Genomic DNA, 25,424 nt, shown 5'->3' with positions numbered 1-25,424 from the left:
GGTCCGAGAAAGCCTCTCAGGCGATGTTATCCGCGACCGCGGTCAAAGCAAATATTTATTCCGTCAAATTTGAAATGGAACGCTCGTTCCATATCCTATGTGCCCCGCCGCTCAAGCACCCGCGGCTCATCCTGGAGGCACGCTGCCGTAGGCCGGGAAGCAAGAGGAGCCGGGCCGAAGGGCATGGCGCGGAGTTCGAGTGGGGGTGCGGTCACCTCGCTCTGCCTCTTTCACCAAATCTGCGGAAGCAGCCGCCGGAACAAGTTCGGTAGTCGTACATTTGATGGTCATGAAAAAAATCGCCTTGTTCGCAGCATCCCTCACGTTGGCGCTCTGCGCCTCCGCCAGCGCCCAGGAACTCCAGCCCGACGCCATCAACAAGGCGTCGATCGACTCCATTCCGCCGGAGCGACCGCCCGAAGCCCCGCCTCGACCGCAACCGGCCATCATTCGTCTCCAGGTCCTTCTGGATCGCGCCGGTTCGTCGCCTGGAGTGGTCGACGGCTATTACGGCGAGAACGTCGCCAAAGCGATTGCCGGATTCGAGGCCCTGCAAGGTCTTCCCGTCGACGGAAAGCTGGACCCTAGGGTCATCGAAAAGCTTCCGACCGATAAGCCGGTCATCGAGCCCTATGTCATCTCCGATGACGATGCCAAGGACCTCGTTGAGAGCATTCCCGAAGACTATGCCGAGCAGGCCAGGATGGAGCACCTCGGCTATACGAGCGTCGCGGAAAGGCTGTCCGAACGCTTTCACATGGATATCGACCTCCTGAAGGCGCTCAATCCGGGCACAGCGTTTGCCGCAGGCGAAACGGTGTCGGTGGCCATTCCCGGTGCCGCGATGGAAGGCAAGGTCAAACGCATCGAGGCGCGCCGGCAAGCGGGGCAAGTCCTGGCATTCGCCGAGGACGGCTCGCTGCTGGCCGTATACCCCGCCACCATCGGCAGCGAAGAATCGCCTTCGCCCTCCGGCACCCACAAGGTCAAGGGGGTCGCTCGCATGCCCCCCTACGAATACAACCCCAAGATCAATTTCCAGCAGGGCAACAACAATAAGGCTCTGACGCTGCCCAAAGGCCCGAATGGCCCCGTCGGAAGCGTCTGGATCGACCTGACGGAGCCGACCTACGGGATCCACGGCACGCCGGAACCATCGCTGATCGACAAGGCGGGGTCGCACGGATGCATCCGCCTGACGAACTGGGACGCCGAGGAATTGGCGGAGATGGTCAAGCCGGGGGTCATCGTCGAGTTCACCGACTGAACTCTCAAATGCTTCCAGACAGTCTCTGACATGCATTTCGATCCCTTCGCCAGCGACTAGGTCTTGCAAATGGAAAATGCACCTATGTCTGACATTTGGATGTGCCGGGGTGGAACGGCCCGCTCTGACAAAGACAAGTGCTATCGGAAATTGCGTAGCAAGTTGCTGCGCTACAATGACCAGCAGCGGCGTCCATGTCTATCTGGCATGGAGGCAAGCGGCGGCGCCCACTGCTGGGCACGCGAGATCGCGATGCTCAAACATGAGGTGCGCCTCGTGCAGCCGAACAGCCGTCCTCGAAGCGGACTTCTGCTTTTGGCTACCCTGAGGCACGTGAGTTTCGGACCGCGACGGCGCAGCCGGCGCGGGCTGCCTCAGCCAACTCGGTCAGCCGCTCTTGGCAGATGATCTCCACGAGGCCATGGAGATATTCCGTCCGCTCGAGAAGCCAGCCGAGCGCCTCCTCGCTGATCTCGAAGTGCTTTGAGTAGCGCGCCTTGACGTAAGCCTCGTTAAGAATGTTGTACCAGGCGGTAAAGCGGTGCTGGTCGCGCGGCCATGCATCGACAAGCCGACGATCTCTATCTTCAGCAATGCCACGGAGGAATTTGAGGTTGTGCGACGGCGGGCTGTAGTTCGTTAGCGTCAAGAGTAGGCAGGAATAGGTAGTCTCGACCGCTTGATGGAGCAGAAACGCGGCAAGAGGCAGATTGGCTCTAGCGACGTAAAAGCGGCTGCCTTCGATGAAATCCTTCGCATTGCAATATGCCTCTCGCAATGCTCACTCGCCAATCTCCAAGCATCGGCGGAAGCCAGGCGCTTCGGCTCCGCCAGCGACCGGTCGTCGAGTTCGTAGAGGATAATTCCCTCACGAAGGATGTCGACGAAGAAATAGTGCCCGTCGGCGAGGAAGTTATTCTCGCGGGCGCCATGGACGATCGGGCTGACCGGCGTCGAGATCCCCTTGTCCCACATCAGCGGGTCGGTCGCCTTGTCCCAGTACGCCGGTTCGGCAAGCTTCTTTGAGTTGACGATGACGAGAATGTCGTAGTCGGAACGGTAGCCCTTCATCGTGTGCGGCTCATCGACGAAGGTGCCTCGGGCATAAGAGCCGAACAGGATGATCTTCAGAATCCTTCCGCGCTTTTTGAAGGCAGCCGAACTCCCCTCGAGCGCGTCAGAGAACTCCTCACGGATGATCTCGACGACACGGGCAAGCTCGCGTTGCTTCTTCTCCGGCAGATGTTCGAGGGACGATTTCATGCACAACCGATACGGCAAACATGACTCGCCGTCTACCGCGGGATTTTATGAGGAAGGCCCGCCTGCGATCAGTGCCGCTGAGCTCGTGTTCCTTATCTTCAAATGCAGCGACCATGAAATCGCAGAGAAGATTGCAACTGATTTGCCCAAGCTCCAGAGGAAGGCGATCGTCGAGGTGGTGTTCGCCGACGCTGGAGGGGGCCAAGCTTTCATCGTAGTGACGATGGGGTCCGGTTTCGCCGTAGTGCGAGCCATGAGGACAGAGGCCGATGGACCCAACACACTTGTTCAGCTGGTGATCGTGATGTTCGTCATCGCGCTGCATTATGCCGCCCACAGGCTTGGACTGCCGCCTTCGGTGGCGCTGCTCTCCGGGGGCGCGCTGCTTGCATTCCTGCCAGGCCTGCCGGTGATCACGGTGACGCTCCTGCAAACCGCCCTCGGCGCGGGCCTTAGTTGCAGCGAGAGATACTGCGAATAGTGACGCAACTGGTGCAGGTTGCCGCCATGGAACCAGAGCGCCTCCTGCTGCGTCGGTTTCTACATGTTTCGTTGCTCGCCGTCCCAGGCGCCGGGGTCCTTCGGCCTGTCGGAACCGAGACCCCAGACCTTGCCGACCGAGGCGGCGACGTCCTTGGAGATGAGGTCGGCGGCCCAGCCGTTCATCGATCCATAGTCGGTCGCATAAGCGACGAGATCGGCTGGAAGCACCATGCCGTCCTTCAGCACGACCGCATCTTCGGTGAGGTGGCTGACATCGGATCCGGATTTCAGTTTGATGCCCACCGTCGACTACGATATCGCAGGCCCGGTAGCCGCGACGCAGATATTTCATGAACAGGCTGGAGGCGTCGGCCCCATTTTCATCCAGCTAGCGGCGTCCGACGAAGACTGCCTTGCCGTGCCGCTTTGATCAGCCTGTTTATGAAATCCAGCTTCTCAATCACGGGCGGCGCCAGGACAAAGGGATAGATGTCGCGTTGTCCCATCGAGCGCTGAAACGTGTTCAACGCCAAGCTGATCGGAACCCAGGCTTCGACCAACTGCTGGGCGCTCTCGGCGCGGTATGGGTCGAACTTTACCTCGGCGTCGAGATCGCGATGCCGGAAGGGCTCGACCGAAAGACCGAAAGCGCGTGCCGATTCCAGCGTATCGACGATATGGAAGAAGTGCGCCCAGCATTCCGCAAAATCCTCGGCCGGATGGCAGCTCGCGTAAGCCGAGATGAAGCGCTGCCGCCAATCGACAAAGCTTCCTTCGCCGTGGTGCTTCTGAAGGGCGGAGTCGTAGTCTTCCCGTTCGTCGCCAAACAGCTGCCGCGCTTCGGCAAGCATGTCGGTGCCTGCGACAAGCTGCTGAAAGAAGAAGTGACCGATCTCATGCCTGAAGTGGCCGAGCAGTGTGCGGTAAGGCTCTCCCATCGACACGCGAACCGTCTCCCGCACCGCATCGTCCGCCTCAGCGGCGCGAATGCTGATGAGGCCATCCTCGTGTCCGGTCATGGCCGGGACCGAATGACCAAGATCGTCGATCGCGTCTTCCAGGAAGTCGAAGACAAGACCCCCGTGGGGGTCGCTGCCCCGATCGGGACAGGGAATGTCAAAACGCAGGATGGAGTAAAAGAGATGACGTTGGGCGGCTCCGATCTTGTGGAATCGCTCGCGGCCTTGCGCCGTGCCCGTGCTGGGGATGATGCGGTTGTAGCGGGCGGGGATAGCCAGCGGGTTTGGATCATCAGCATTTACAAGCCAGTTGCTACCGTCAATCGGCGCGTTGGCGCAAAACTTCCAAAGCCGGTCTGGGCGCGACGGGATCCGCCAAAGACCTTCGCCAGCGTTGGTGAGGGTATGCAGCGTCAGGGTGTCCGCTACGAATCCAACCGGTGCGTTGTTCGCGCCGACGCTGAAATGGTTGTCGAAATAAAGCGGCAATCCGCTCACATCGCATTGATAAAGACGCATGCAAACCCCCGTTGGTGCAGCGAAACGCGCGAGGCAGGGAAAAGATGCTTCGGCTGCTTTGCCATGAACGCATTTCTGGCATTCAAAGAATGTGGCCGGCCTGCGTCGAGGTCGTAAGAGCGGGGGTAGCCTGCCAGCCTACTGGCGAAGTCGCTCCAGTGGATACATTATGCGATCTTCTGAGCACAGAATGAGAATTCCCAATACAAAAGCTCATAAAAGTACCGCCGCTGTCAACCCCAAGGCCGACCTTGGCCCGCTGGGCCATGAGTGGAGGCCCTCGCCGCAGCCGCCCTTCCGAACCTCGCGCCGGTTACCCAACTGAGACGATTGGGAGGCGGCAACAAGCCGTCCAGTCCGGGAGGTCGACTCCTATCCCTCGCCTTGAGGAGAATCGAACCGCGGACCCCATGATGCTCGCTCTGAAATCACTGCAGCCTTAATGTTTGAAGCAGTTTTCCCGGTGCCATCGGAGGAGTGCGGCTTTCGAATGCCCGATGCGGTGATCACCGTCGAAGCATAGCCTCCCAGCGTTCACGGCCGCCGTCCACTGACAGCAGCGTCGTTCTTCAGGGCGCTGGCGACAGAGTCTCTCATCGATCGCTGGCCTTCTATGACGCCGTCGGCAAAGCCATGGCACGGGAGAATCGCTCATGAGTGCCGCCCTCGATACCGCATCCTCAATGATCGATCGCATTCTCCACGATCTCGTCGGCCTCAAGATGCCCCGCGCGCTCGAGGCTCTCGATCATGTTGTTCACCGCCTCGAACTCTCCGCATCTGAAGCGATCGACATCCTGCTCTCCGAGGAGCTAACCTTGCGCGAGAATAGCCGTTATCAAGACCGCGCTGCGGATGGGACGGCTTGCGACGATTAAGACGCTGGCCGGCTTCGACTTCTCCTTCTAGCCCTCGCTCGACAAGGATCGGATCTTCACCCTCGCACAGCTCGGCTTCATCGAGCGGTGTGAGGCTGTCCATTTCCTCGGCCCACCGGGAACGGGCAAAAGCCACTTGGCTACCGCTCTCGACGGCGAGGCGGTCAAGGCCAGAAAGAGCGTCTACTTCACGACGCTTGCCGATCTGGTCGCCACGTCTCACTAGCCGAACGAAAAGATAGACTGCAGGAGCGCATCCGCTTCCCCTGCAGGCCAAGCCTGCTGATCGTCGACGAAATCGGCTATCTGCCAGTCATCGCCGCGGCGCAATGATCCTCACCTCATATCACGGCTTTGCCGAATGCGGCGATGTCTTCGGTGACCCCGTCGTCACCACTGCGCTGCTCGACAGGCTTCTGCACCATGCCGTCGTCGTGCAAATCGAGGGTTCAAGCTATCGATTGCGTCAGCACGCCGAGCTCATGCCGGAGCATTTCCGCTCGAAGGCGCTGGTCACGCCGCCAGCCTTCAATCCGCCGCCGAAACCAAGGGCATCCGCCGAAAAATGGCCATCTCTCCATGACGACCCCGTCGGTATAAATGGCGAATTTTACTTCCGCACTTTTTGGGGAAATCTGCGGCGGCGTTGACACGAAGTGACTATTCCTCTGGGAAGAGTAGAATACAGCCCGACCGCATCGCCCTTGGGCAGCGCATCGGCGCTGCATACCTAACGAACCAAGGAGGCGCGATATGGGAACGACTGCACCGAGCATAGCCATCGCGCGCTGGCCGAAACCGATCTGCCGGAAGCCGAAAGAATTTTCCTGCTGGCGTTTGGCACCTTCTTGGGAGCACCTGAACCTGCGTCGTTCTGGTCCGACCGCGACTACGTACGTGGCCGCTGGCAGGCGCCCCATGTCACTGCCTTCGCCGCTGAGGTGGAGGTGAACTGGTGGGCTCCAACTTCGCAACCTGCTGGGGCAACGTCGGCTTCTTCGGACCGTTGACGATCTGCCCCAACCTTTGGGACCGAGGCATCGGCCCGCGGCTCATCGAGGCCGTCACGGCGAGCTTCGATGCATCGGGCACGCCGGCATGCAGGCCTGTTCACCTTCGCCGAGAGCGCCAAGCACGTGGGACTGTACCAAAAGTACGGCTACTGGGCGCGTTTCCTCACGGCCATCATGTCGGCGCCGGTCCGTCACAACCAGACCGAGCCGGTGCTCTGGTCGCGGTATTCCGATCTGACAGAGGAGCAGAGACTGGAATGCCTGAAGTCTTGCCGTGACCTGACCGGCGCCCTTTACGACGGGCTCGACCTGGGCGCGGAGATCCAGGCCGTAGAGGCGCAGGAGCTTGGGGAGACGGTCCTGGTCGGCGATATGGCGGGTACGGGCTTGGACGGTTTTGTCGTGTGCCACCATGGGCCACGCAGCGAAGCAGGCGACGGTGTTTGCTTCATCGAGTTCGGCGCTGTGCGCCCAGGATCGGCGGCTGGGGAGACCTTCGACAGCTTGCTGCATGCCTGCGAGGCGCTTTCCGTAGCAGAGGGGATGCCCAAGCTGCTGGCCGGGGTGAACATGGCCCGCCATGAGGCGTACCGGCACTTGGTCGGGAGTGGCTTTCGAACTGAAATCCAAGGGGTCACAATGCACAGGCCCAATGAGCCGGGTTACAGTCGCGCCGGCGCCTTCGTGCTCGACGACTGGCGCTAGGACTTCGCTGTCGCCCCACCCGGATTGCCGTGAGCTTGCGTCCACCGGCTGACATAATCAGGACTTGCGAGCATCGTCCAACCGCGCCATGCTCGGTTTGGAGGAACCCGTGATCTGGCGGATATCGGGCACGTTGGAAACCATACAGGAACTGGAGGCTAAGCCGTGAGCATAAGAGATCGTCAGGAAGGTTTCGAAAAGAAGTTCGCGATGGACGAGGAAACCAAGTTCAAGGCCATGGCCCGTCGCAATAAGCTGCTCGGCCTCTGGGCCGCCGAAAAGCTTGGCAAGACCGGTACGGATGCTGGCGCCTATGCGCAGGACGTGGTTCAGGCAGACTTCGAAGAGGCCGGGGACGATGATGTGTTCCGAAAGGTGAGAACCGATTTCGATGCGGCCGGCGTAATCCTCTCAGATACTCAAATTCGCAGCATCATGGATGAGCTGCTAGCGGCTGCAGTCGAGCAGATCAAAAACAACTGAGCACCGCTTAACCGCTTAACCCGACAGAAATGCCCCTGGCCAAAGCAGCAGCGCAGTTCCGATCGATTCTTTATGCTTTCGCGATGATTCGAGCACAGAACGGGAACGTTTACGTTACTGCCGCCGCAAGCCTTGGGGCGGTAGCGCCGCTCTCGACAACGCAAAGCCTCAAAAGGCGGAGTCGTGGTTGGCCGCTTTGCCCTCATGCCAGGCATAGAGCTCGTAACCACAACGCCCATGTCGGTCTTTTGACGCCGCGTTCCCGATCGCCTTTGCGGACTAAATGAACTCGACCATTTCCCGTCGGGCAGCCATGGCTGCATCCAAGTTCAATTTGTGACAGCGCTCGTAAAGTCGTAAAGTCAGTGTCTCTCCCGACATGGAAACAGGCAGCGGGACGAAGTCTTCGAGTTTGAGATCCGAGTATTCGGTCACTTCTTCGCTTGCTAGAGCCGGGGCCGACAGTTCGGCCACCATATACCGCAGTTTCTTAAAGTAGGCGAGGTTGCGTCCAACGACAGCAGTTGAAATTCTGAATGGTAACCGCGCGAACGATGTTGTGATCGATCTGCAGGTGGCGGCGGGTCGCGCCGGCGACCTTCCACCGGAGGAAATATGGGCCCTATCGACGCGGCCGACGTCATCAGAACGTTGAGGGTTGCGCTTGATGGGAAGGACTAAAGGCGTTTACCTGCCGATGCCTGACAAAAAGAGGCATACCGCCTCGCGAATGGATCAAGAGCGAAGCTATTTTGGCGCTGCGGCTGCAGTTTCGCCAGGTGGCAAGATCCTGAACATAAAGGTAGACACCTTTTCCCCTGGCTTAAACGGTCCTGGCACCTGATGGCTCACCGGCTTTAAGCTTTGAAGGAACGCTGCAATTGCAGTGGCATCCTCTTCGGTTAAATGCGCAAATGCGTGCCACGGCATAATTGGCGCTAGAACGCGGCCATCGGGCCGTTGACCGGTTTGGATCGCAGTCACTATCTGCTCCCTAGTCCAACTGCCGATGCCGGTCTCCTTATCAGGCGTGATGTTGCGACCGATGAAGACGCCCTCGCCGGGGATTTCAAAACCTACGTCGGAACCGCCGAGAAAACGTGAGCTGTCCGGTTTTCCGAAGAAATAGCCCGGTGTGTGGCAGTCGTTGCAGCCGCCAATTGTCACGAGATATTCCCCCCGCGCAATCTCGGTGCCGTCGGCAGCAACTGCCGTGAACGGCTGTAGCCCCAAAGCACAGGTGGCGAAAAATGCGAATCCAATGCTTAACTGAAACATGCTTACCTCCCCTGAGGCTCGCTGCTGAAGTAAACTGAATACCATAACGGAGTTGCTGTATATATTAGCCACTTTGAATTATCGGAAACTGATCGATTCGCGTCAGTTTCCGTCATGATCGGCCGCTAAGAGATACCGATCTCGCCGTTGACCACGGATGAACCGGCAATGGGCTGCAGGTGTTGCTGCTCTCAGCCATCGGAGGTTTGCTCTCCGGGATTGCGGTCCTCACGCCGATCGAGAAAGCAAACGAGGCGGTCATTCACGCTCTAAGTTCACTCGATGTGGCTGACGAGCATCGTCATAGGCGTGTGGAAGCTCATCGGAATTATCCACCAGGCCGAGGAGTTGCAGACCGCGGTAGACCAGCTCGCCTCTTCTTCTTCCGCTCCGAGCAAAGGCACCCAGCCCAAAGATCCGTCATGACCTGCTCTCTCCGGCGCAACCACAACGTGGCGGAACAAAGAGGCAGCCTGATGATTTATAATGGTGCCGCACCCCTCAGCGGCACAGGTCCCCAACCTGTTAAGAGTGCCCGTCCTGTCCCCCGGTGCGGGCACTCGCTTGTTGCGGGTCTATTTTTTGCCGAGGTATTCCATCACCTTTTCCCGCCTAGGCCCGACGGCGCGGATCGCCTCCCGCGCCCTTTGTCGCGTCGAGAAAAAAGAGCCCGCGTGGACGGTGCGCGGCAGAGCATCAGCCGCTCAGCTGATCGACGTGACGCCGGCACTTATCTGCCTTCCGGAGGCGGTGGCAGAACAAGCGAGGCCCAAGCTTTTCGCAAGAGCCTCGCTCTAAATCGATTCTGAAACGATTAGGTGTTCGAACGCAAACGCACGATCTAGGACCATTTCTAGCTCGGTCGATAGCCCAAAAGTATTAGCCCGGTAGTTTCGAGGAGCCGCCCCTATCACCTGCAAGGGGGTTGGGACGGCTCGATCAGATCCGCAAAGGTGACGTCGTCCGAGCGCTGGTCCCAGAACGCCGATTCATCATCGGACGAAACGCGCTTGCAACGCTGGCGCAAACGCCACGCGGTGACCAAAGAAAAGCGCCCGCTTGTTCGGCGGGCGACTGAGCACCGACTATTCATGAAGGAAAGCATGGCCAGCTTATCTCTCATTTGCCGCTTGAGCGAGTCACAAATGGGCCTTTAGAGAGATAGCCCATCACCATCTGGCGGAAGGGTCCCACTTCACGGATGGCCGTGAGCACTTCTTCCCGGGCCTTGTTCGTGGCCTTCATGAGATAGGCAATTTCGTGCTCTTGCGTTGAGACAAACTCGCTGTCTCGCCCCCTCTTCTCTAGATCGTCTGCCGTTATAGCGCCGAACCTGATCAATCGCTGGCTAGGCTCATTGGCTGCAAATGGTCAAGAGCGCTCGGGGACAAGTCCTAACAGAGACAGAGCTGCAGAGGGGCGACCACCTGCAGCTCCAATCGCGACGCTTCCAACTTTACCTGGCTCTCGCCCGTTCCATCCAAGGGAACCGCTTCGAACGTCGCTACGCCTTCTAAAATAATATTGTGCGGAAGCGCGATCAAGGCTTACTTCTGTTTTTGGAACCATGCGAGAGACAAGCCGTTATCCGCGGTCGCTTACACGCAGCGACTTCTTCGCCAAGAATGTGGCGGCGCCTCGTCGCCTCCCAAGCGGCGCCGCCACCATTCGATGGCGATGTATCCGGCTGTTTTGCGTTTCTGGAGAAACGTTCAATGCCGCGATGGCTGCTGCTGCCCCGGGGGTCAATCGAAGCGTCGCTGGGGTTGAGGTCGAGGGCACTACGTGACCACCAGCGAGGTCGATCCCATCGCTCTCGCCCGCCAGATTGAGCAGGACGGCAGCGCAGACGGCGCAGTGATCATCGCGCGCGAGCACCCGGCGATCAATCGAGCGATACGAAAGCTTCGGTCGATCGATATCCCTGTCGTTTGCCTGACGACGGATCTGCCCAGTTCCCGCCGCAGTGTCTATATCGGCAACGATCAATATGCCGCCGGCAGCGTCGCAGCGCTGCTGATCGGCAACGCCTTGCCGAAGGAGCGAAACAATATGTTGATCGTCATGAGCGTGCCCTTCCGCTGCCAACAAGAGCGTGAAATGGGTTTCCGCAGCTCCGTTCCGACTTTCCCTATCTCAAGATCGAGGAGCGCGTGATCTCGGACGATCGCTCGGAACCGTTATCGGCGAAAGTCGCGCCTCAGCGGATTTCCTCGCAAAGACGCTATGGTTCGACCGCGCTATTCGGCATCGAATCGCTCAAGCATCTTCATGAGCCGAAGGTTCTGTGCACGAAGCTGATCAGCCAGCAACCTCTTGAGCCGTTTGTTGTCTGCGTCAAGGGCGGCAAGCTCGTCGAGAGAGATCGGATTGTCAGCAGCCTCGGTCCGCGCCTTCAGATCCTGGTGCTCACCCGTCGAATTGCGTGCGATCGTCTGAGCGGGGGCACGCTTGACGTGTTCACGCGCGGTGCTCGGTGGCGCCGGCCGAGTCTTCAAGACGGTATCACTTTTCTGAACATACGCGACAGCCTTGGCGGCCAGACGGTCGGCCTCAGACCGCTTCGGCGTTTCAAGCCCTGCACTGCCGGTCGATGGTGTCGCTGCTCGAGCAATTTCGACAGGGTCTGCGGTTTCTCCCGCAGACCCATTGATCGGATCAGAGCGCAGTGCTTCACCCGAGTCAGATGTTCCGGGTGCTTCATGGGCAGTGAACAAATGTGGGGCTTTCTGTTGAACTTCGCGGGCCAAAGCCTTTAAATCTGTATCTCCCCAGATCGAGTTCGTCCGCGCCGCTGGCTGTCGTCGCCCCGATTTAAATTCAACAACGAAGCTTCGTGGCGGCGTCTTCATCTACTTTCAATCCAAGCAAATTGTGAGAGCAACGCCGATCGGCGCCATTGCATTTTTGCTGGCGCACCAATACAGCCCTTCCCCGCGCGCTTCAACTCATCGCCAACGCGAAGCTGGCGTGCATTCACCTGGAACGAGCGGGCGGACAGCAGGGACTTTAGTTGCCGCCTCAATCTCAACTGTGGGCAAACTCAAGCATCCGGCGTAACACGGCGGCGCACGTCGCCCTGCTTCCCGGTCCCGGTTACTTCAGACCGAGCCTCTTGCGCAGCTCGGCATTTTCCGCTCGCAACTTTTCCGCCAGTCGTTTGCGGAGCCTCTGGTTTTCCTCTTCGAGCTGGACAAGATCTGCCAACTCATCGCCGGCCGGACCGGGCTTGGTGCTCTTCGTGAGCTTTTGCTCCGCGGGCTTGGCAGCACCTTTCCACTGATAGTAGGTCTGCTCCGATATGCCGGCGCTCTTGATAGCGTCCTTAAGCGTGCTGCCCCCGACGACTTGGGTCTCGATCAGCTTGAGCTTGTCGTTTCGCTCTTCTTCGCTATACCTCCTGCGTTTAGCAGCCGACGCCTTTGATGTAGCTTGCACCGGTTCGGCAGCCGCTCTCGGGCCTCGTGCCGTCCTCTGCTTCTTAGCCGTTGGTGCTTTCCCTTCTCCGTCCGTCGCTATAGTCGCAGCAACTTGTCCTGTGTTGCTCTCGTCAGCCATCAACAATTCCTCCTTTAGTCATTGCCTGTTTTCTGCTGAGTGCACGACAGAGTCAACACGACCATTAGCATCCTGCTTTACGGATAGTTGATGTCGAGCTTGCCTGAAGCGTGAAGATGGCTGGCGCGTGAAAGCGAAGGCGCCAAGAGTATTGTCGCTGCGCCTCAGGACAGCCCAGCGACAATACTTCAGCCCAGATCGTCGCGAAGCCTTGCTTGATAAGCCATGATCAGCTTTGCGACGAGGTCGCGTGCTTAGCAGGCTCTCGAACTCATTCAATCGGATGGCGGGGAGCGTTTTGCCGTCGAGCAAGGATGCCGCAAGTGCGTACCTGTCGGCAGCGTCGCCAAGCTCACGAACTTTCAAATCGCTCGAGCATCTTTTTAAGCTGAGCGTTTTGCAGATGAAGCCTTCGGGCGAGTTGGATTCTCAGCGTTTTGATTTCTTCGTCGAGTATTGCCACGTCACGGAAGAACAAATCCCGTGAAGACGGTGGTTGCACCCTTCGACGGTCCGTTTCGGCGGCAGCGCTCTGCACAGCCACGTGAGCTTTGGCTCTCTTCCCGCGCTCTCCACGCTTGTTTCGCGGTTTTCTTAGCGACTTTGTATTCCTGCTTTTCGGCAGCAACGATCTCGCTTCTGCACCCGAATTGTGAGCTTCAAGGCGCGCAGGTGTTTGAGCCTCTTCAGCATCGATCGGCGAGGTTAGTGCCGGCGCGACATCGTCATCGCCTTTCGCCTGATCCGATGCGACCGGCCCTTGATCAATAGAGACCTCCTCACCGTGAGCAGGTGGGCTGGCAGAAACCGTCGAATTGAGCGGAATTGCAGACGTATGATCCACTTCGCTCTCAATCGCTTTGGGATCGGTGTCATTCCCAATCGGACTCTGTTGCGCTTTCGCCGAGGGTCGCCGCGACGTCAATTGGGCAAAAAATTTCCACGGTGCTTTCATAGTGTTCCAACCTCGAGCAAGCCGGACTGGGGTACGCCGCTGGCGTCATGATGAAGTTCGGCTTCAACAACAACCGGCGTCCGAGCCTGCGCGGCAAAGCCATCCCCATCAAGCCTTATATCGATCAAACGCCGTCAGTCTTTTGATCGGTGGGTCGGCCTCTTCCCACCGGTAGATCTCCGACCTCAGGAAAGCGAGCTCCGCGGCGAGCTCCTCCTCATTGATTTCGGTCCACCAGGATTTCGGACGGCCGTCACTGCCATCCGACCAGCGGTATCCCCGAGCCTTCAGATGATTTTTCATGTCGAAGGGGCTGTGCTCGGCGAAGATGCGCACGCGCGAGCGTTGGCTTGTCTCGAGCAGTTCCGCAAAAGCGCTTGGCTCCGTTACCCCGCCGGCGCCGGCGAGCACCTCGAACAGAGCAAAACAATCGTCGACGGCCCGATGACCGTCGTGGAAGTATCCGCTCTGCCCAATCAGATAGCCGAGCTTGGTACCCTCAAAACCGCGCGTCGCCCAATCGACTTCCTTGACGGAACAGGCCCATGCCTTGCCGGCGAACATGCTGGAGAATGCCTCGCAGAACGGCCGATCGAATCCGGCATTGTGGGCGATCACGAGATCGGCCGGGTCGACCAGGGCTCCAAGCAGCCCGACATCGATCATCTGCCCTGCAACCATCTTGTCGGAAATCCCTGTGAGGCGGGTGATTTCAGGGGGGATCGGGACACTCGGCTGCCGCAGGCCGCCGTAGACACCGGTGACGTCGCCGATATGGCCCTCGTCGTTAAAGGTGAAGGCAACTGCGCCTATTTCGATGATCTCGTCCTTGCTGTGGTCAAGACCCGTTGTCTCGGTGTCAATGATTACTCCATGGCGAGGAAATCCCGGTCGCGGCTTATCGGCGATCTGGCGGGCAACAAGTTTACGCAGCACGCGATAGCTGCCGCTCTTCTCAAGGTGCCGGGCCATGCTCTCGGCATCGAGGTGCCTCGGCTCGCGCAGCTTCAAGCGCGGCCGCAGCTTCACAACGACATCGTCGCCTGGCTCAAGCGGCGAGGGAAACATATCTAGCTGAGATGCCATCGGCTCCAGTGTCCTCGGGCTTAGGCGCACCAGTAAAGTGCAGATCATGCGTCAGGATAGAAACCGAGTTGGAGTCTGGCAATGCTAAGGAGGTCACTGAACGGGACACGCAAGCCAAAATGCCCCGAAATCTGCCGAAAAGCACCCCCACCCTCCGGCACCCCCTTCGTTCCGGCCGAAATACCTGCACGTTGATCGAACCGGTCTGAGCGGCAGGAAAACAAAGGAGGCGATGTTGAGCGAATCACGTCCGAGCAACGAGGAGCGGAAGCTGGAGCTGACAAGCCGGATCGTCGCGGCCTATCTCAGTCGCAATGTCGTTCCTGCCGGCGATCTTACCTATCTTATCCAGCAGACGTATTCCTCGCTGAGCGGCACGTCTCCGCGACGTCAGACAGAGCCGGCCGTTGAGCAGCGCCCTGCCGTGGCGATCAAGAAGTCGGTGACAGCCGATTTCATCATCTGCCTTGAGGATGGCGAAAAGTACAAATCTCTGACACGCCACCTGATGGCAAGGTACGGCCTCACTCCGGAGCAATATCGTGAGAAGTGGGGGCTCCCGGCCGACTACCCCATGATTGCTCCAATCTATGCTCGACAATGCTCCGAGCTTGCACGCGTGTACGCAGGCAACTTCGGCACCAGAGCGAGAGCGAGCACCTGCGGCTCGTCAGAAAATCGAACTGATGTCCCGACATCCTGGATCGCGATGAGAGATCGCCGGCTTCTCCTACATTGCTCGCGACTCGATGGCCGCCGCGCTCGGGAAAAGCAGCCTCTCGCTCAGCGAAATGCAGTATCGGATCAAGAAGGACTCTATTTCGTTCGGTTCGACGGCAACGAGGTGACGTTACCCCAGGAGCTCGTGACCGTTGGCGAGATGCTGGATACTACCGAAGAAGAGTACAAGCTCTGGCGGTTCTTCGACACGATCGAGGAACGAGACACTTGGATCGAATGGCTGGACGCGCCGTCAAAGCCGCGGGTAATCTCGCGTGTGAAGCCGACCAATTAAGCAAGACGAAGATCATCAAACCAATGTAGGTCATCTCCGGACCACCTGATCGAGCCGATAGCCCTTGGCTGCCCATTCGTTCAGACCATAGGCTGGCGAGCTAGGCGGCTGACGCAATTATAAGGGTTGGAGCTTCTTGGCGACCGTCTATCCATTCAAGCGGCCGGTGCGGCTGCTCGGCGTCACGCTTTCAACACTGACGGCCTCCGAAATCGGCGATGCACAAGTACGGTTCCAACTTAATCTCCGACTCTGACGGGCCATCGCCCCGAAATAAAAAAGCCTGCCGCGGGAGGAGGTGCGGCAGGCCTTCCCAAAAGAACCGAACAGCGACTTGGGAGGAGGAGTGCCGCTGTTCCAACAGACGTCCTACTAGGAGGAGGAGTGGGCCGTCTGAAATTCGAAGCGTTGCGGGAGGAGGAGCATCGCTTCGATGAAAATGATCATACTGCGACAAGCGCCGTCCGCCAGCGTCTATGTTGCAGTGCAGCTATGCACGCGTCGCAACAATCCGTAGAACACGTGGGCATTCCTGCCCCTGGGTTTATTGGCGGCTCCGCCGCTCCAATTTGCAGCGCCTGGAATGCCAAAGAAAAATATGCACGTGCGAATTAATCTGAGAATCCCATTGTGCGGCGCAGCAATCGTCCCCACATCAACAGTTCAGGCCCGATCGGCGGCCAAGGAAACGGTATTGCTCGAGAAACCTCCCCAAAATCACCGGCTGGTCGAAATCGCCGGGTTTGGCTCCAATCCCGGATCATTGAAGGCGTGGCTGTATCTGCCTTCCATCATGGCCCCCGGCACCCCGCTTGTCGTTGCGCTGCATGGCTGCACACAGACGGCAGCGGGCTACGCAGCGGGTTCCGGCTGGTCACAGCTCGCGGAGCGGCGCGGATTTGCGGTGCTCTATCCCGAGCAACAGCGATCGAACAATGGCAATCTCTGCTTCAACTGGTTCGGGCGCGGCGACATCAGGCGGGATGCGGGAGAGGCATTGTCCATCCGGCAGATGATCGGCCATCTCGTCCAGTCGCAGGGCATCGATCCCAGGCGCACCTTTGTCACAGGCCTTTCAGCAGGCGGTGCGATGGCGAATGTTATGCTGTCGACCTATCCTGAGATATTTGCGGGCGGCGCAATCATCAGCGGGCTACCCTATGGGGTGGCCGGCACGGTCGCGGAGGCGTTCGAGCGTATGCAAGGCCGCAATCCGCCAACTGTCTCCAGGCTCCAATCCATTCTCGAGAGCGCATCAAGCCACCGCGGGCCCTGGCCTTCGGTTTCGATCTGGCACGGCACGCATGACCAGACGGTCCGACCCAGGAATGCCGACCAGATCGCGAAGCAATGGAGTGGTGTTCACGCCCTCGCTACCGAGGCGACTCGGAGCGAGTTGGTGCACGGCCATACCCGCAAAGTTTGGCTAGACGCGGAAGGCAGGCAGGTCGTCGAGACCTACTTTGTCAAAGGCATGGGCCACGGCGTACCTCTGGCGACCAACAGCGATGTTCCGATCGGGAGAGCCGGTCCGCATATGCTTGAGGCTGGGATTTCCTCAACCGTGCGTATCGCACGTTCATGGGGTCTTGCCACCGCGGCAGACGTCGAGGAGGCTGAGTCAGCCGGCAATCATGTCCGCGGGCAAGAAACCGATGTGGCGTCATCCCCGATAGAAAGGGCATTGCGCTTCGCTCGGTCGCGATCGAATGCCGCTGACACCGCTTCGGACGGCAAGATCGCCAAGGTCATAAACGACGCGCTCGAGCGGCGGGTCTGATGCGGTAGCTAGGCGATTATCACCACAAGGAGCATGATGAACTTGTTGCGAACACAATCTACCTCTATATGTCTGCCCATCGGCCTTGCTGGTGAGCGTCTGAGGATGTTCGCGTGGCCGCAAGTCGCTAGAGACTTTTGACCACGGATGTACTGGCACTGGAATCGAAGCGATGTGAGGAAGGTCGGGTTTGCCCGGCCTTTTTTGTTGCTGCCGTTCTGCTGCAAGACGGGAGATACCATTTCGGACAGTCCTGCTCGGCCGAATGGACAAGATCCGCTGCGAACCCGTGAAAAGCGGACCGCGAGAGTGTTTATCCGCCCCAAGTCTCGAAAACGCCACGCAACGGTCCTGTTGCGCGCGGCTATCCTCGGATGACCGGTCTACAGTATCGAGAGTTCGGGACGTTTGCGCTTCGGAGATCACGGCCTCATGGCCGAGCTGGCGCCCCTCGGCCGAGATCGCGGCGAGGCGGATAATCCAGTCATCACCGCTCCCCGTGATGATCCGTCCCTCCCCGGCCGACGTGAACAGCTAGTCGGTATCCGTATCATTCCACCTCGAAGGCCACATTGCGGTGCTTTGGATGGGGTGGTCGACGAGCATTGCCACGCCGGCTCGATTCGCGCCGGGGGCCGAGCCGGCGCTTTTTTCAAGGTCGTTCTAGCCATGGCGCATTCAAGCTCGGCGAGAAGGGCGATCCGATTTCGGTGTGTTGCAGCGTGCGCTTGCTCACTCTTCAATGATGCCGTATGGCCCGTAGGCGGCGCGCCAAAGTGCGCCGTAGCGCTTCTGCCGCCCCATTGCGATTTCGCCGTTGGCATTAAACGTACCGCTTGCGATCTCCGCCTCGCGGAACTCGAAGCCTTCCGGCAGGATAATGCGCGCGCGATGGGGGGCGCCGGTCACAGGATTCCTGATCGGCTCGAGTTCGAGTTCGAGATGGCCGTCTATGCGAAAACCGCCGGTGCGTTTCTCTATGTCGCTGTGAAACTCGATCGGGGCGAAAATCGGCTCGAGCTCTTGGGAGATGGTGGAGCCATAAATATTGAAGACGGTTGTCGGCTCCTGTTCCTTGCCGCCGAGTATGGTGAACAGGGCATCGATCTGCGCCTGGTTCGCATTAGCATCGAAAAACCCGCGTACGACGCCGCCGCCCTCATGCACGGGACCAGGCCAGCGATAGACGGCAGCAACCTTCAGCCCATCCAGCCGCAGATCGCCGAACCATCCCTCTTCGATAAGCATGCATTCCAGGCCTTCGCACAGGCCCTCAGTCGGCTTGCCGTTGAATTCGCACGGGCAGCCGTAATCGCAACTGCACGATGCGATCTTGGGACCCTTAATCGCCCAATCAACATAGGCCATGGCAACATTCCCGATTTTTCCAGTAAAGGCAGAATGTATCAGACACTGCTTCGACCGGCCAGGAACCCGTGACTGTCCAGCGGATCGCTGAAGCCTTGCAAGCCGCCGGACTGTTGCCCGATGACGGCGGCACCGCCAACTCGAAGCTCCATCGCGCAACAGACGCGGTGCAGCAGTGCTTGGCCCTAAACTGGCGGCCAAAACCATAGGATCAAAGGCACGCCCAGCACGAGCACAATGAACGAGAGCGGCAGCCCCAACCTCAAACAGTCGCCGAAGCGATAACCGCCCGGACCCAGCACCAATGCCAGGTCTCCCATTTTACTCGCCAGAAGAAGTAATGTCGGGATAACTTACCAGGTTCACTCAACGGCGCGGCACCCCAAAGTCCGTCCAGACTTTTGGAGCTTCGTAGTGCGGATGCGCGTATGATCAGACGATTACAGGATGCGTCCGAACAGGGCGGAATAAACAATCACTGCAATCGCCAGAGTAAAGGCAAGCGATACGAACAGGCGCGTGAAATCGTAGGTATAGAAGCGGGCGGGAATGAGATTTTTCATTGCCATTTCCTAAGTTTCGTTTGTCGGAATACCAAAGCGCCGCGTCCGCTGCACTTCAAGACAATGAGCGACTGCAACTCGTGCTGACCCTGCCAAAGAGGTCCGCTGGAACTTGGACATCGCTCATAATGGTTGCTACGAGGTCGTCGCGTTGAGGTTGATTATCGGGATCGTTGCAGGCCCGTGCTCGGACCAGGAGCCAATGGTAATTCTGGCACATCTATATTTAAAGGACGCGAATTCTATTTTCCATAAAACCTGCTTTCATGCTTTTGCTTCATCAGAGGCATAAACCAAGCTCACCGCTCCGCATATTCAAAGCGCAGGCCGCCGATTGCGTTTTGCTGCAATGCGGCGGTTGTAGCAAGTGGCGCCAAACGGGCCGGTTTAATCTCACGCGACGAAGCGACAGAACAGGAGGGCAGCATGTTTGCCCGGACGACGCATCCCGGCCGAGAACAAATACCGAATGCGGCTGATAGCGATCGATCCTGAGGAGCTTGAACGCCTGACGGCAGTCGATCGCAAGGAAGCCGCGACCTTCCCGTCACTTTCACCATAAGGCAACACCCGATGCGCCATCATCTATTCCGGATCGGGCTGTCGGCGCGACTTGAAGATCGCGTAAATATTTCCCCTCGCGGCCGGAACCTATCAGATCACCGCCAAATTCCCTGTGAGTGACAATTCGCCTCAGTTGCGCAACGAAGATAACTTGGAGCCGCTTGACGGCTGACGTCCAATAACTGATCAGCCTCCAGCTGTCGCGCAGGCGTCTGCGGGGAGGAGAGCTGCAGCTGCATATTCTCAATAACTCAACCTAGCCGTGATCATACACCTGTGGAACAACACCAGCACGGCTGCCCTCCCAGGGCACACCGCGCGGGTGAAGTATGACACGTCTTTTCGCCGCACCGACATACTTAGCGTCGACATGGCGGTACGTCGGAACAAGTGTTGCCACAGCTCACCTGTTATCAGACGATCAAGCCGGTCCGCGAGGCGGGCCGAGGCATGCCCGTATATCACGGTGCCGATATCCTCGCGTTGTCGCATTCGCGTAAACGAACCGCCACAGAGATAGTCTAGTGGCGCGATAGCGCGGCGTCTAAGGGCGCGCTAAAATGCCAGCATGACCCAGTGATACGAATTGCATGATCACAGCAACGGCTTGTGGAGCGTTATCGATCGCTTCACCGGCGGGCCTGCTCGATGGCAAGGCGTACCGCAGACCGGTCTGGACTATTTCGATGCGGACGATCTAACGGACTTCCTGAATCTGCTGGACGAACGCAGACGGGCGAAAGGCAAACCGGAAAGCGGCGGGCTAATGTGATCGGAACACGGCGTTAAGCGGTAGCTAGTCGGTCCTTAATTGCGAAACGGGCGGGCCTGCCGGCACCCGTAGTGCCGGCGACAGCGGTCTGAGTGGTAGCATGGCCCGCGCCTTAGGGCATGAACCGGATTGACTTCGTCAGCATGGACGCAAAGCAATAGCGATTGGGCCAGGGCGATCTGGTCCCCGCGTACTTGCCTCAACAACCTGCCCGATTTAGCGTGCCCTGCAAGTCGAGTTGCAACAGCCTAATCGCACCTTCGCGGCGGCAAAATGATTTCAACAGTGTACGACCCTCTCAGGCCGGCTACGACACAGGTCGTGCCCGTCAAGGTAGCGGAGTCGAAGGCGAAGAAGAGGATTGCACGAGGAAGACTCGGTTTCCGCGTTGAAAGTCGTTAAAGTCGGATGGCTATTCTCCAGACCAACGCTGGCCGTTACCGGATGTTTCCCATACCCCTGAAATTTTTCTGGACCGGATCCGATAAGTGGTGGAAAATGCTTGTTTCAGGTGCCCCTGATTACGAGATCGAGAATTCAATCTTCGTCCAATTACATTGGTGACAAAGCCCGCGTTTTGGCGGGCTTTGCTTTATAACCGGATCTCGGATCAGCGAAAGCTTTTTTCGATGCGGGACGCCTCTGGGACTGCTACAATTTTTCATGTATCCTTGCCTAATCAGCGGCTGGTGAGACGACGCCGCTGGCGTTAGCCTAATTTGAATGGAGGCTGCGTCGTGTATCCCCTTAGTGACTTTCACTCTCCTCCGCTTTCCTCCGCTGACCTTAACTTGCTTCAAGGCATCCTAATTGAGGAACTTGATGCCAGACACATCGACAATGACAGCGAAGAGGCGAATGACCTTGCCAGAAGGCTCATAGTGCTCTTCCAATCGGGAGTCAGACGGGCTGATGTTCTTCATGAGATGATCAGGGTCGGGTGAAAAACGGCGGAAGACCACAAGGACGTCCATGAGGGTTCTGCGCGTCACGTTCTCGTCACGATCGGCGCCTAACGCGCACCACGGATGTATTGTCAATGACTGCAGGAAGGTCGGTTCGCCGGCGTTCTTGCGTCTCCTGTCCGACACGAACTTATTTAAGGAACATTCTCTCAGTCGTGGTGTTTTTCCTCTTTAGGAACGGCGACATGAAGAAGCCCCATAGGGACGTGGCGACGCATATCCGGCAGGTGTTAGCAACCGATTACAACGTCGCTTTTCTCCGATGACTTCCCGTGTTCAGAGTCAGACCCGAACTTCCAAAGAATATAAGAGTTCTCCTCAAGCGGTTGCATTATGTGGAGAACGCAGGGAAATGACCGTCCCTTATGTAGCTCGCAGCCCGCATTTGACCTGATGTGGTGGACGGCCTCCGCTCCCGGCATCGCAATGTGCCAAAGTGTGGCTGTCGAAAGTCACATGAGGAAGGGCCGTCCTATGGAGCAGGTTAGCACAATCGGTTTGGATATCGCCAAGCATGTCTTTCAGGTGCATGGCGTAAACGCAGTGAGCGCGGTGTGAACGTTGTCGCTGTTGCCTTGGCGAACAAGATAAGCCGGATCGGCTGGGAGTTGATGACGACGGGCAGGCGATTTGAGGCCAGCGTGGCCCAAATGAGCATCCGCGATGGATACAGAAGTCGGTGAGATGCTGATGGTGACGAACGGTCGAGCCGGGATCGGACAAACCCGCTCAGTGGGTGTCGCTTAGAAGCGCGTTGACCTGTTTGGGATCCGATCTGCGGACCGGCGCTTCGGTTATCGGCGGCTGTTTTTCCTGCTCAAGCGGGAGGGAGAGCCGTCCGGGATCAACCGCATCTATCGGCTGTATCGTGAGGAAGGGCCTTCTGTTCGCAAGCGGAAAACTAGATGGCGGGCCGTGGGCAGGCGTGCACCGATCCTCGTCGAGGCGAAGGCCAATGCTCGCTGGTCCTGGATTTCGTCCTCGTTCGCCTGCGGCAGACGCTTTCGCGTGCTCAACATCCTCGATGACATGACGCGCGAATGTCTGGCAGCAATCCCCGACACTTCGATCTCGGGGCGTAGCGTCGCGCGGGAACTGATGGTGCACGGCGCGCGGCAAGCCTGGCATGATCGTCTCTGACCATGGCACGGAGTTCACCTCGGACGCGATCCTCGCCTGGTCGAAGGACCACAAGATAGAGTGGCACTACATCGTGCCGGGAAAAGCCGATGCAGAACGGCTTATCGAATCCTGCAACGTGCTCGTTCCGACGAGCAAGACGACCGACAAGTCTTCCACCCTAGTGAAACCTACACGAACGAGCAGAATCGACCCCTTGCGGAACTTCGTTCGCTCTCGGCCGAAATCACGCCCATGGCCACGAGCTGCCTTTCGGCGTCACAGGGAGGAATGTCCGAAGGTTGCCAGGGCAGCCATTGCCCAGGAACGACTTCGGCCGTGTTCAATGCCACGGGCACGGGACAACCGCTCCTCCCGATCGGTTCTCGACATTGTGAGCATTCACGATTTCTGCGTACATATGCCGAGCATTGATCTCACCCAAAGTCGCTCTGAACCGAACGCCGAAAATCTCCTCTTCCCGGTGCCTTCCTGTTATTATGGAGACGAGGAGATGGTCCCCTGTGAGCGAGAACCGCAAGCTAGCCGCGATCCTGGCCGCGGACGTGGTCGGCTACAGCCGCCTCGCTGGCGCGGATGAAGACCGTACTTTGGCTAGGTTGCGGGCGCTGCGCAGCGATTTAATTGATCCGACCGTCGCCGTTCACAACGGGCGCGTGATCAAGCGCACAGGAGATGGGGCGCTGGTCGAGTTCCGCAGTGTAGTGGACGCCGTGCGCTGCGCCATCGAGGTGCAGAACGGCATGTTCGAGCGTAATGCCGGCGTGCCACAGGACCGCCGCATCGAGTTTCGGATCGGTATTCATCTGGGCGACGTAGTGGAGGAAAGCGACGGCGACCTGATGGGCGACGGCGTCAACATCGCTTCGCGCCTTGAGGGCGTCGCTGCTCCAGGGGGCATCTGCCTGTCCGAGGATGCCTATCGCCAGGTCAAGACCAGACTCGACCTTTCGGTCAGCGATCTCGGCAACACCCAGCTCAAGAACATCGTAGAGCCGATCCGGGTCTATTCGCTCCGAGTCGGAACCGCGGCTCACGCGAAGACAGTGGCTCCCGAACTCATGGCGGCTTTACCTCCGACAGCGCCCCCGCCGAAGTTCTCGATCGCCGTGTTGCCCTTCGCCAACATGAGTGGTGATGCCGAGCAGGAGTATTTCGCCGACGGTATCTCCGAAGATATCATCACGGCTCTCTCAAAGCTGTCGCAACTGTTCGTGATCGCTCGCAATTCGTCCTTCACCTTCAAGGGAAGAAACGTGAACGTTCAGGAGGTGGGCCGGAATCTCAACGTGCGCTACGTGCTGGAAGGCAGCGTCCGGAAATCCGGCAATAAGGTACGGATCACCGCACAGCTTATCGACGCAACCACGGGCGGACATCTGTGGGCGGATCGTTTTGATCGCGACCTGACAGACATCTTCGCCGTTCAGGACGACGTGACGCAGCAAATTGTCGGCGCGCTCGCGCTCAACCTGACGGAGGGCGACCAGCAGCGGCTCGTGACCGAGCACACCGACAACCTGGAAGCGTACGACTGTTTCCTGCGTGGCCGAGAGCAGCTGTGGCGGTTCACGAGAGAGCAAAACACCCAGAGTCGGGAACTGTTGCAGCGCGCCATCGAACTGGACCCGAAATTCGCTCCCGCCTACGCATTCCTCGCCTTCGCAAACATGCTGGATTACGGAAACCAGTGGGGCCCGTCGTCATCGACATCAATGCAACAAGCGGAAGTGTTTGCAACACGGGCAGTGGCGCTCGACGATCGATATCCTTACGCGCATTGGGCGCTGGGCATCGTCGAATTGTATTCGCGACGGCACGACGTCGCCATCGGCGCGGCCAAACGCTTGATCGCCCTCGCTCCAAATCTTGCCGAGGGGTACGAAAATCTCGGCTACGCACTGCATTATTCCGGCAGATCTGCGGAGGCACTCGGGTGTTTCGAGCAGGCAATAGCCTTGAACCCATACTATCCCGACGTATACCTCCATTTCCAGGCACAAGCGATGTTCCAGTTGCACAGGTACAAAGAGGCAATTGACATCCTGAAGCGGCGACTTGTCCGTAACCCTGGCACCGACGTCTCGCGCGTGCTCCTGGCGGCGAGCTGCGGCCATCTCGGCCGCTTCGAAGAAGCCCGCCACGAGTGGCAGGAAGTGTTCCGCGTTAACCCTGACTATTCTCTGGAACATCGCCGCAAAGTATTGCCCTACAAAAATCCCGCCGACTTCGAGTTAGTCGTGGACGGGCTTCGCAAGGCCGGCCTGGTGTGATTAGGTGTAATTGCATGCCAGGCGAATTTCCGGTCCTGCACCTTCTGCAGCCATTCGTTCAACGCTGGGCTATGACCCGTGCTGCCCACTCCTTGCTCGTTCCCACGGATGCGACGAACAGCGGCAGTCCACCCATCACGAGCGATCGGCTGCTGGCAGATGCGGCCGCCGCTTCGGTGGGAATTTCTATCCCTCGCCTTGAGGGGAATCGAACCGCAGAGCCGTAAACTCACTCGATCGGAACAGTCGGCCGGTGAAATCGCGCTCGTCCTATCACGTGCTGCCTCACAGACGCCACCTGAGTTCAACAAATGTTTTGCGACACCGGCAAAACTTTTCGCATCACACCCTTCCCAAGGCTTGTTTCCAATTTGGCAGAAATGCAGTCGCGACTCGAAGAAACAGTAACGTTGTTGCGTCCCTACAGGCCACTTCAAGCAATCGGTCATTGAAGGCGCTATTGACGACACAATCGTGGCTGGCTATAGCGACGACCTATATCTTGAGTAATTGAGTCAAGATTATGCGATGCAAAAG

Annotated in this window: 21 protein-coding genes and 8 pseudogenes; 14 read left to right on the top strand and 15 right to left on the bottom strand. The window is 58.5% G+C overall.

What is annotated here, in order from left to right; all coding sequences use genetic code 11:
* Window positions 1-283 precede the first annotated feature (283 nt).
* The gene (locus SS05631_RS20375) at window positions 284-1,267 is read left to right on the top strand and encodes a L,D-transpeptidase (protein WP_037424561.1); all 984 of its coding nucleotides are present in this window, start codon (window positions 284-286) and stop codon (window positions 1,265-1,267) included.
* A gap of 319 nt (window positions 1,268-1,586) precedes the next feature.
* Here SS05631_RS20375 and SS05631_RS20370 read toward each other — a convergent pair.
* A pseudogene (locus SS05631_RS20370) lies at window positions 1,587-2,530 on the bottom strand (nucleotidyltransferase and HEPN domain-containing protein).
* On the opposite strand from SS05631_RS20370, the gene SS05631_RS32025 reads away from it, so the two are divergent.
* Entirely contained in the window at window positions 2,529-3,011 is a 483-nt protein-coding gene (locus tag SS05631_RS32025; RefSeq protein WP_037424558.1) for a hypothetical protein, read from the top strand. The pseudogene SS05631_RS20370 and the gene SS05631_RS32025 overlap by 2 nt on opposite strands.
* Here SS05631_RS32025 and SS05631_RS20365 read toward each other — a convergent pair.
* A pseudogene (locus tag SS05631_RS20365) lies at window positions 2,981-3,401 on the bottom strand (NAD(P)/FAD-dependent oxidoreductase); the annotation flags it as partial. The gene SS05631_RS32025 and the pseudogene SS05631_RS20365 sit on opposite strands and share 31 nt — an antisense overlap.
* Window positions 3,394-4,491, bottom strand: a complete 1,098-nt coding sequence (locus SS05631_RS20360) for a putative zinc-binding metallopeptidase (protein WP_037424555.1) — start codon at window positions 4,489-4,491, stop codon at window positions 3,394-3,396. The pseudogene SS05631_RS20365 and the gene SS05631_RS20360, both read right to left, overlap by 8 nt.
* 653 nt (window positions 4,492-5,144) lie before the next feature.
* On the opposite strand from SS05631_RS20360, the pseudogene SS05631_RS32555 reads away from it, so the two are divergent.
* The 3 genes and pseudogenes from SS05631_RS32555 (at window position 5,145) to SS05631_RS20340 (ending at window position 7,570) form a co-directional block, all read left to right on the top strand.
* A pseudogene (locus tag SS05631_RS32555) lies at window positions 5,145-5,969 on the top strand (ATP-binding protein).
* Between the two features lie 479 nt (window positions 5,970-6,448).
* A complete protein-coding gene (locus SS05631_RS20345; protein WP_202947951.1) occupies window positions 6,449-7,087 on the top strand; it encodes a hypothetical protein in 639 nt (212 codons plus the stop codon).
* A gap of 165 nt (window positions 7,088-7,252) precedes the next feature.
* Window positions 7,253-7,570 carry a DUF1476 domain-containing protein gene (locus SS05631_RS20340; protein ID WP_037424553.1) on the top strand — a complete coding sequence of 106 codons (318 nt, stop codon included), beginning with the start codon at window positions 7,253-7,255 and terminating at the stop codon, window positions 7,568-7,570.
* Between the two features lie 279 nt (window positions 7,571-7,849).
* Here SS05631_RS20340 and SS05631_RS20335 read toward each other — a convergent pair whose 3' ends face one another.
* From SS05631_RS20335 to SS05631_RS20320, 4 genes are all read right to left on the bottom strand, one after another.
* Complete coding sequence (locus tag SS05631_RS20335; protein WP_037424551.1) at window positions 7,850-8,047, bottom strand: hypothetical protein; 198 nt, start codon at window positions 8,045-8,047, stop codon at window positions 7,850-7,852.
* Window positions 8,048-8,317: 270 nt separating this feature from the next.
* Complete coding sequence (locus SS05631_RS20330; protein ID WP_037424549.1) at window positions 8,318-8,848, bottom strand: cytochrome c; 531 nt, start codon at window positions 8,846-8,848, stop codon at window positions 8,318-8,320.
* 575 nt (window positions 8,849-9,423) lie between these two features.
* Entirely contained in the window at window positions 9,424-9,540 is a 117-nt protein-coding gene (locus SS05631_RS32550) for a DUF3606 domain-containing protein (protein ID WP_083854275.1), read from the bottom strand.
* Between the two features lie 427 nt (window positions 9,541-9,967).
* Window positions 9,968-10,171 carry a DUF3606 domain-containing protein gene (locus SS05631_RS20320; protein ID WP_037424611.1) on the bottom strand — a complete coding sequence of 68 codons (204 nt, stop codon included), beginning with the start codon at window positions 10,169-10,171 and terminating at the stop codon, window positions 9,968-9,970.
* 534 nt (window positions 10,172-10,705) lie between these two features.
* Here SS05631_RS20320 and SS05631_RS32005 point away from each other — a divergent pair.
* Complete coding sequence (locus SS05631_RS32005) at window positions 10,706-11,005, top strand: substrate-binding domain-containing protein (RefSeq protein ID WP_244412303.1); 300 nt, start codon at window positions 10,706-10,708, stop codon at window positions 11,003-11,005.
* A gap of 83 nt (window positions 11,006-11,088) precedes the next feature.
* On the opposite strand, the gene SS05631_RS20310 is transcribed toward SS05631_RS32005, so the two are convergent.
* The 4 genes from SS05631_RS20310 to SS05631_RS20295 all read right to left on the bottom strand — a co-directional run bounded on the left by SS05631_RS20310 (window position 11,089) and on the right by SS05631_RS20295 (window position 14,447).
* Window positions 11,089-11,700: a hypothetical protein gene (locus SS05631_RS20310; protein WP_037424609.1), complete on the bottom strand. Its 612-nt coding sequence runs from the start codon at window positions 11,698-11,700 to the stop codon at window positions 11,089-11,091.
* A 244-nt stretch (window positions 11,701-11,944) separates the two neighbouring features.
* Entirely contained in the window at window positions 11,945-12,406 is a 462-nt protein-coding gene (locus SS05631_RS20305; RefSeq protein ID WP_037424545.1) for a transposase, read from the bottom strand.
* Window positions 12,407-12,758: 352 nt separating this feature from the next.
* Window positions 12,759-13,361: a hypothetical protein gene (locus SS05631_RS20300; RefSeq protein WP_083854269.1), complete on the bottom strand. Its 603-nt coding sequence runs from the start codon at window positions 13,359-13,361 to the stop codon at window positions 12,759-12,761.
* A 108-nt stretch (window positions 13,362-13,469) separates the two neighbouring features.
* Complete coding sequence (locus SS05631_RS20295) at window positions 13,470-14,447, bottom strand: 3'-5' exonuclease (protein ID WP_037424541.1); 978 nt, start codon at window positions 14,445-14,447, stop codon at window positions 13,470-13,472.
* Window positions 14,448-14,682: 235 nt separating this feature from the next.
* On the opposite strand from SS05631_RS20295, the pseudogene SS05631_RS20290 reads away from it, so the two are divergent.
* The 4 genes and pseudogenes from SS05631_RS20290 to SS05631_RS20280 all read left to right on the top strand — a co-directional run.
* Window positions 14,683-15,066: pseudogene (locus SS05631_RS20290) on the top strand (MucR family transcriptional regulator); the annotation flags it as partial.
* A 189-nt stretch (window positions 15,067-15,255) separates the two neighbouring features.
* Window positions 15,256-15,462 (top strand): annotated as a pseudogene (locus SS05631_RS20285) (hypothetical protein); the annotation flags it as partial.
* Between the two features lie 136 nt (window positions 15,463-15,598).
* Window positions 15,599-15,718: pseudogene (locus tag SS05631_RS32000) on the top strand (DNA polymerase IV); the annotation flags it as partial.
* 327 nt (window positions 15,719-16,045) lie between these two features.
* Window positions 16,046-17,242, top strand: a complete 1,197-nt coding sequence (locus SS05631_RS20280; RefSeq protein ID WP_244412301.1) for a PHB depolymerase family esterase — start codon at window positions 16,046-16,048, stop codon at window positions 17,240-17,242.
* Between the two features lie 732 nt (window positions 17,243-17,974).
* Here the strand turns inward: SS05631_RS20280 and SS05631_RS20270 are convergent.
* From SS05631_RS20270 to SS05631_RS32545, 3 genes and pseudogenes are all read right to left on the bottom strand, one after another.
* Window positions 17,975-18,610, bottom strand: a complete 636-nt coding sequence (locus SS05631_RS20270; protein WP_037424536.1) for a DUF1326 domain-containing protein — start codon at window positions 18,608-18,610, stop codon at window positions 17,975-17,977.
* 185 nt (window positions 18,611-18,795) lie between these two features.
* Window positions 18,796-18,915, bottom strand: a pseudogene (locus SS05631_RS31995) (hypothetical protein); the annotation flags it as partial.
* Window positions 18,916-19,050: 135 nt separating this feature from the next.
* Window positions 19,051-19,173, bottom strand: a complete 123-nt coding sequence (locus SS05631_RS32545) for a hypothetical protein (RefSeq protein WP_037424534.1) — start codon at window positions 19,171-19,173, stop codon at window positions 19,051-19,053.
* Between the two features lie 430 nt (window positions 19,174-19,603).
* On the opposite strand from SS05631_RS32545, the gene SS05631_RS32540 reads away from it, so the two are divergent.
* Entirely contained in the window at window positions 19,604-19,735 is a 132-nt protein-coding gene (locus SS05631_RS32540; protein WP_280106974.1) for a hypothetical protein, read from the top strand.
* Window positions 19,736-20,323: 588 nt separating this feature from the next.
* Entirely contained in the window at window positions 20,324-20,509 is a 186-nt protein-coding gene (locus tag SS05631_RS20255) for a hypothetical protein (RefSeq protein ID WP_244412299.1), read from the top strand.
* A gap of 806 nt (window positions 20,510-21,315) precedes the next feature.
* On the opposite strand, the gene SS05631_RS32675 is transcribed toward SS05631_RS20255, so the two are convergent.
* Window positions 21,316-21,600: a hypothetical protein gene (locus SS05631_RS32675; RefSeq protein WP_210207827.1), complete on the bottom strand. Its 285-nt coding sequence runs from the start codon at window positions 21,598-21,600 to the stop codon at window positions 21,316-21,318.
* Between the two features lie 657 nt (window positions 21,601-22,257).
* Here SS05631_RS32675 and SS05631_RS31985 point away from each other — a divergent pair.
* Both SS05631_RS31985 and SS05631_RS20240 read left to right on the top strand, forming a co-directional pair.
* Window positions 22,258-22,699 (top strand): annotated as a pseudogene (locus SS05631_RS31985) (DDE-type integrase/transposase/recombinase); the annotation flags it as partial.
* 418 nt (window positions 22,700-23,117) lie between these two features.
* Window positions 23,118-24,887, top strand: coding sequence for an adenylate/guanylate cyclase domain-containing protein (locus tag SS05631_RS20240; RefSeq protein ID WP_037424532.1), 1,770 nt, complete (start codon window positions 23,118-23,120; stop codon window positions 24,885-24,887).
* Window positions 24,888-25,424 lie beyond the last annotated feature (537 nt).

Origin of the sequence: Sinorhizobium sp. CCBAU 05631, from assembly GCF_002288505.1 — a bacterium.
GTDB lineage: Bacteria > Pseudomonadota > Alphaproteobacteria > Rhizobiales > Rhizobiaceae > Sinorhizobium > Sinorhizobium fredii_C.
The sequence above is the reverse complement of the archived record's forward strand: the minus strand, read 5'-3'. Positions and strand labels throughout refer to the sequence as shown.

Coding starts and splice junctions, on each gene's coding strand:
- SS05631_RS20295 (WP_037424541.1), bottom strand. CDS start 14,447: ATGGCATCTCAGCTAGATATGTTTCCCTCGCCGCTTGAGCCAGGCGAC.
- SS05631_RS20310 (WP_037424609.1), bottom strand. CDS start 11,700: ATGAAGACGCCGCCACGAAGCTTCGTTGTTGAATTTAAATCGGGGCGA.
- SS05631_RS20270 (WP_037424536.1), bottom strand. CDS start 18,610: ATGGCCTATGTTGATTGGGCGATTAAGGGTCCCAAGATCGCATCGTGC.
- SS05631_RS20360 (WP_037424555.1), bottom strand. CDS start 4,491: ATGCGTCTTTATCAATGCGATGTGAGCGGATTGCCGCTTTATTTCGAC.
- SS05631_RS20305 (WP_037424545.1), bottom strand. CDS start 12,406: ATGGCTGACGAGAGCAACACAGGACAAGTTGCTGCGACTATAGCGACG.
- SS05631_RS32545 (WP_037424534.1), bottom strand. CDS start 19,173: ATGAAAAATCTCATTCCCGCCCGCTTCTATACCTACGATTTCACGCGC.
- SS05631_RS32025 (WP_037424558.1), top strand. CDS start 2,529: ATGCACAACCGATACGGCAAACATGACTCGCCGTCTACCGCGGGATTT.
- SS05631_RS20280 (WP_244412301.1), top strand. CDS start 16,046: ATGCCAAAGAAAAATATGCACGTGCGAATTAATCTGAGAATCCCATTG.
- SS05631_RS20330 (WP_037424549.1), bottom strand. CDS start 8,848: ATGTTTCAGTTAAGCATTGGATTCGCATTTTTCGCCACCTGTGCTTTG.
- SS05631_RS20345 (WP_202947951.1), top strand. CDS start 6,449: ATGCATCGGGCACGCCGGCATGCAGGCCTGTTCACCTTCGCCGAGAGC.
- SS05631_RS20335 (WP_037424551.1), bottom strand. CDS start 8,047: ATGGTGGCCGAACTGTCGGCCCCGGCTCTAGCAAGCGAAGAAGTGACC.
- SS05631_RS20300 (WP_083854269.1), bottom strand. CDS start 13,361: ATGAAAGCACCGTGGAAATTTTTTGCCCAATTGACGTCGCGGCGACCC.
- SS05631_RS20375 (WP_037424561.1), top strand. CDS start 284: ATGGTCATGAAAAAAATCGCCTTGTTCGCAGCATCCCTCACGTTGGCG.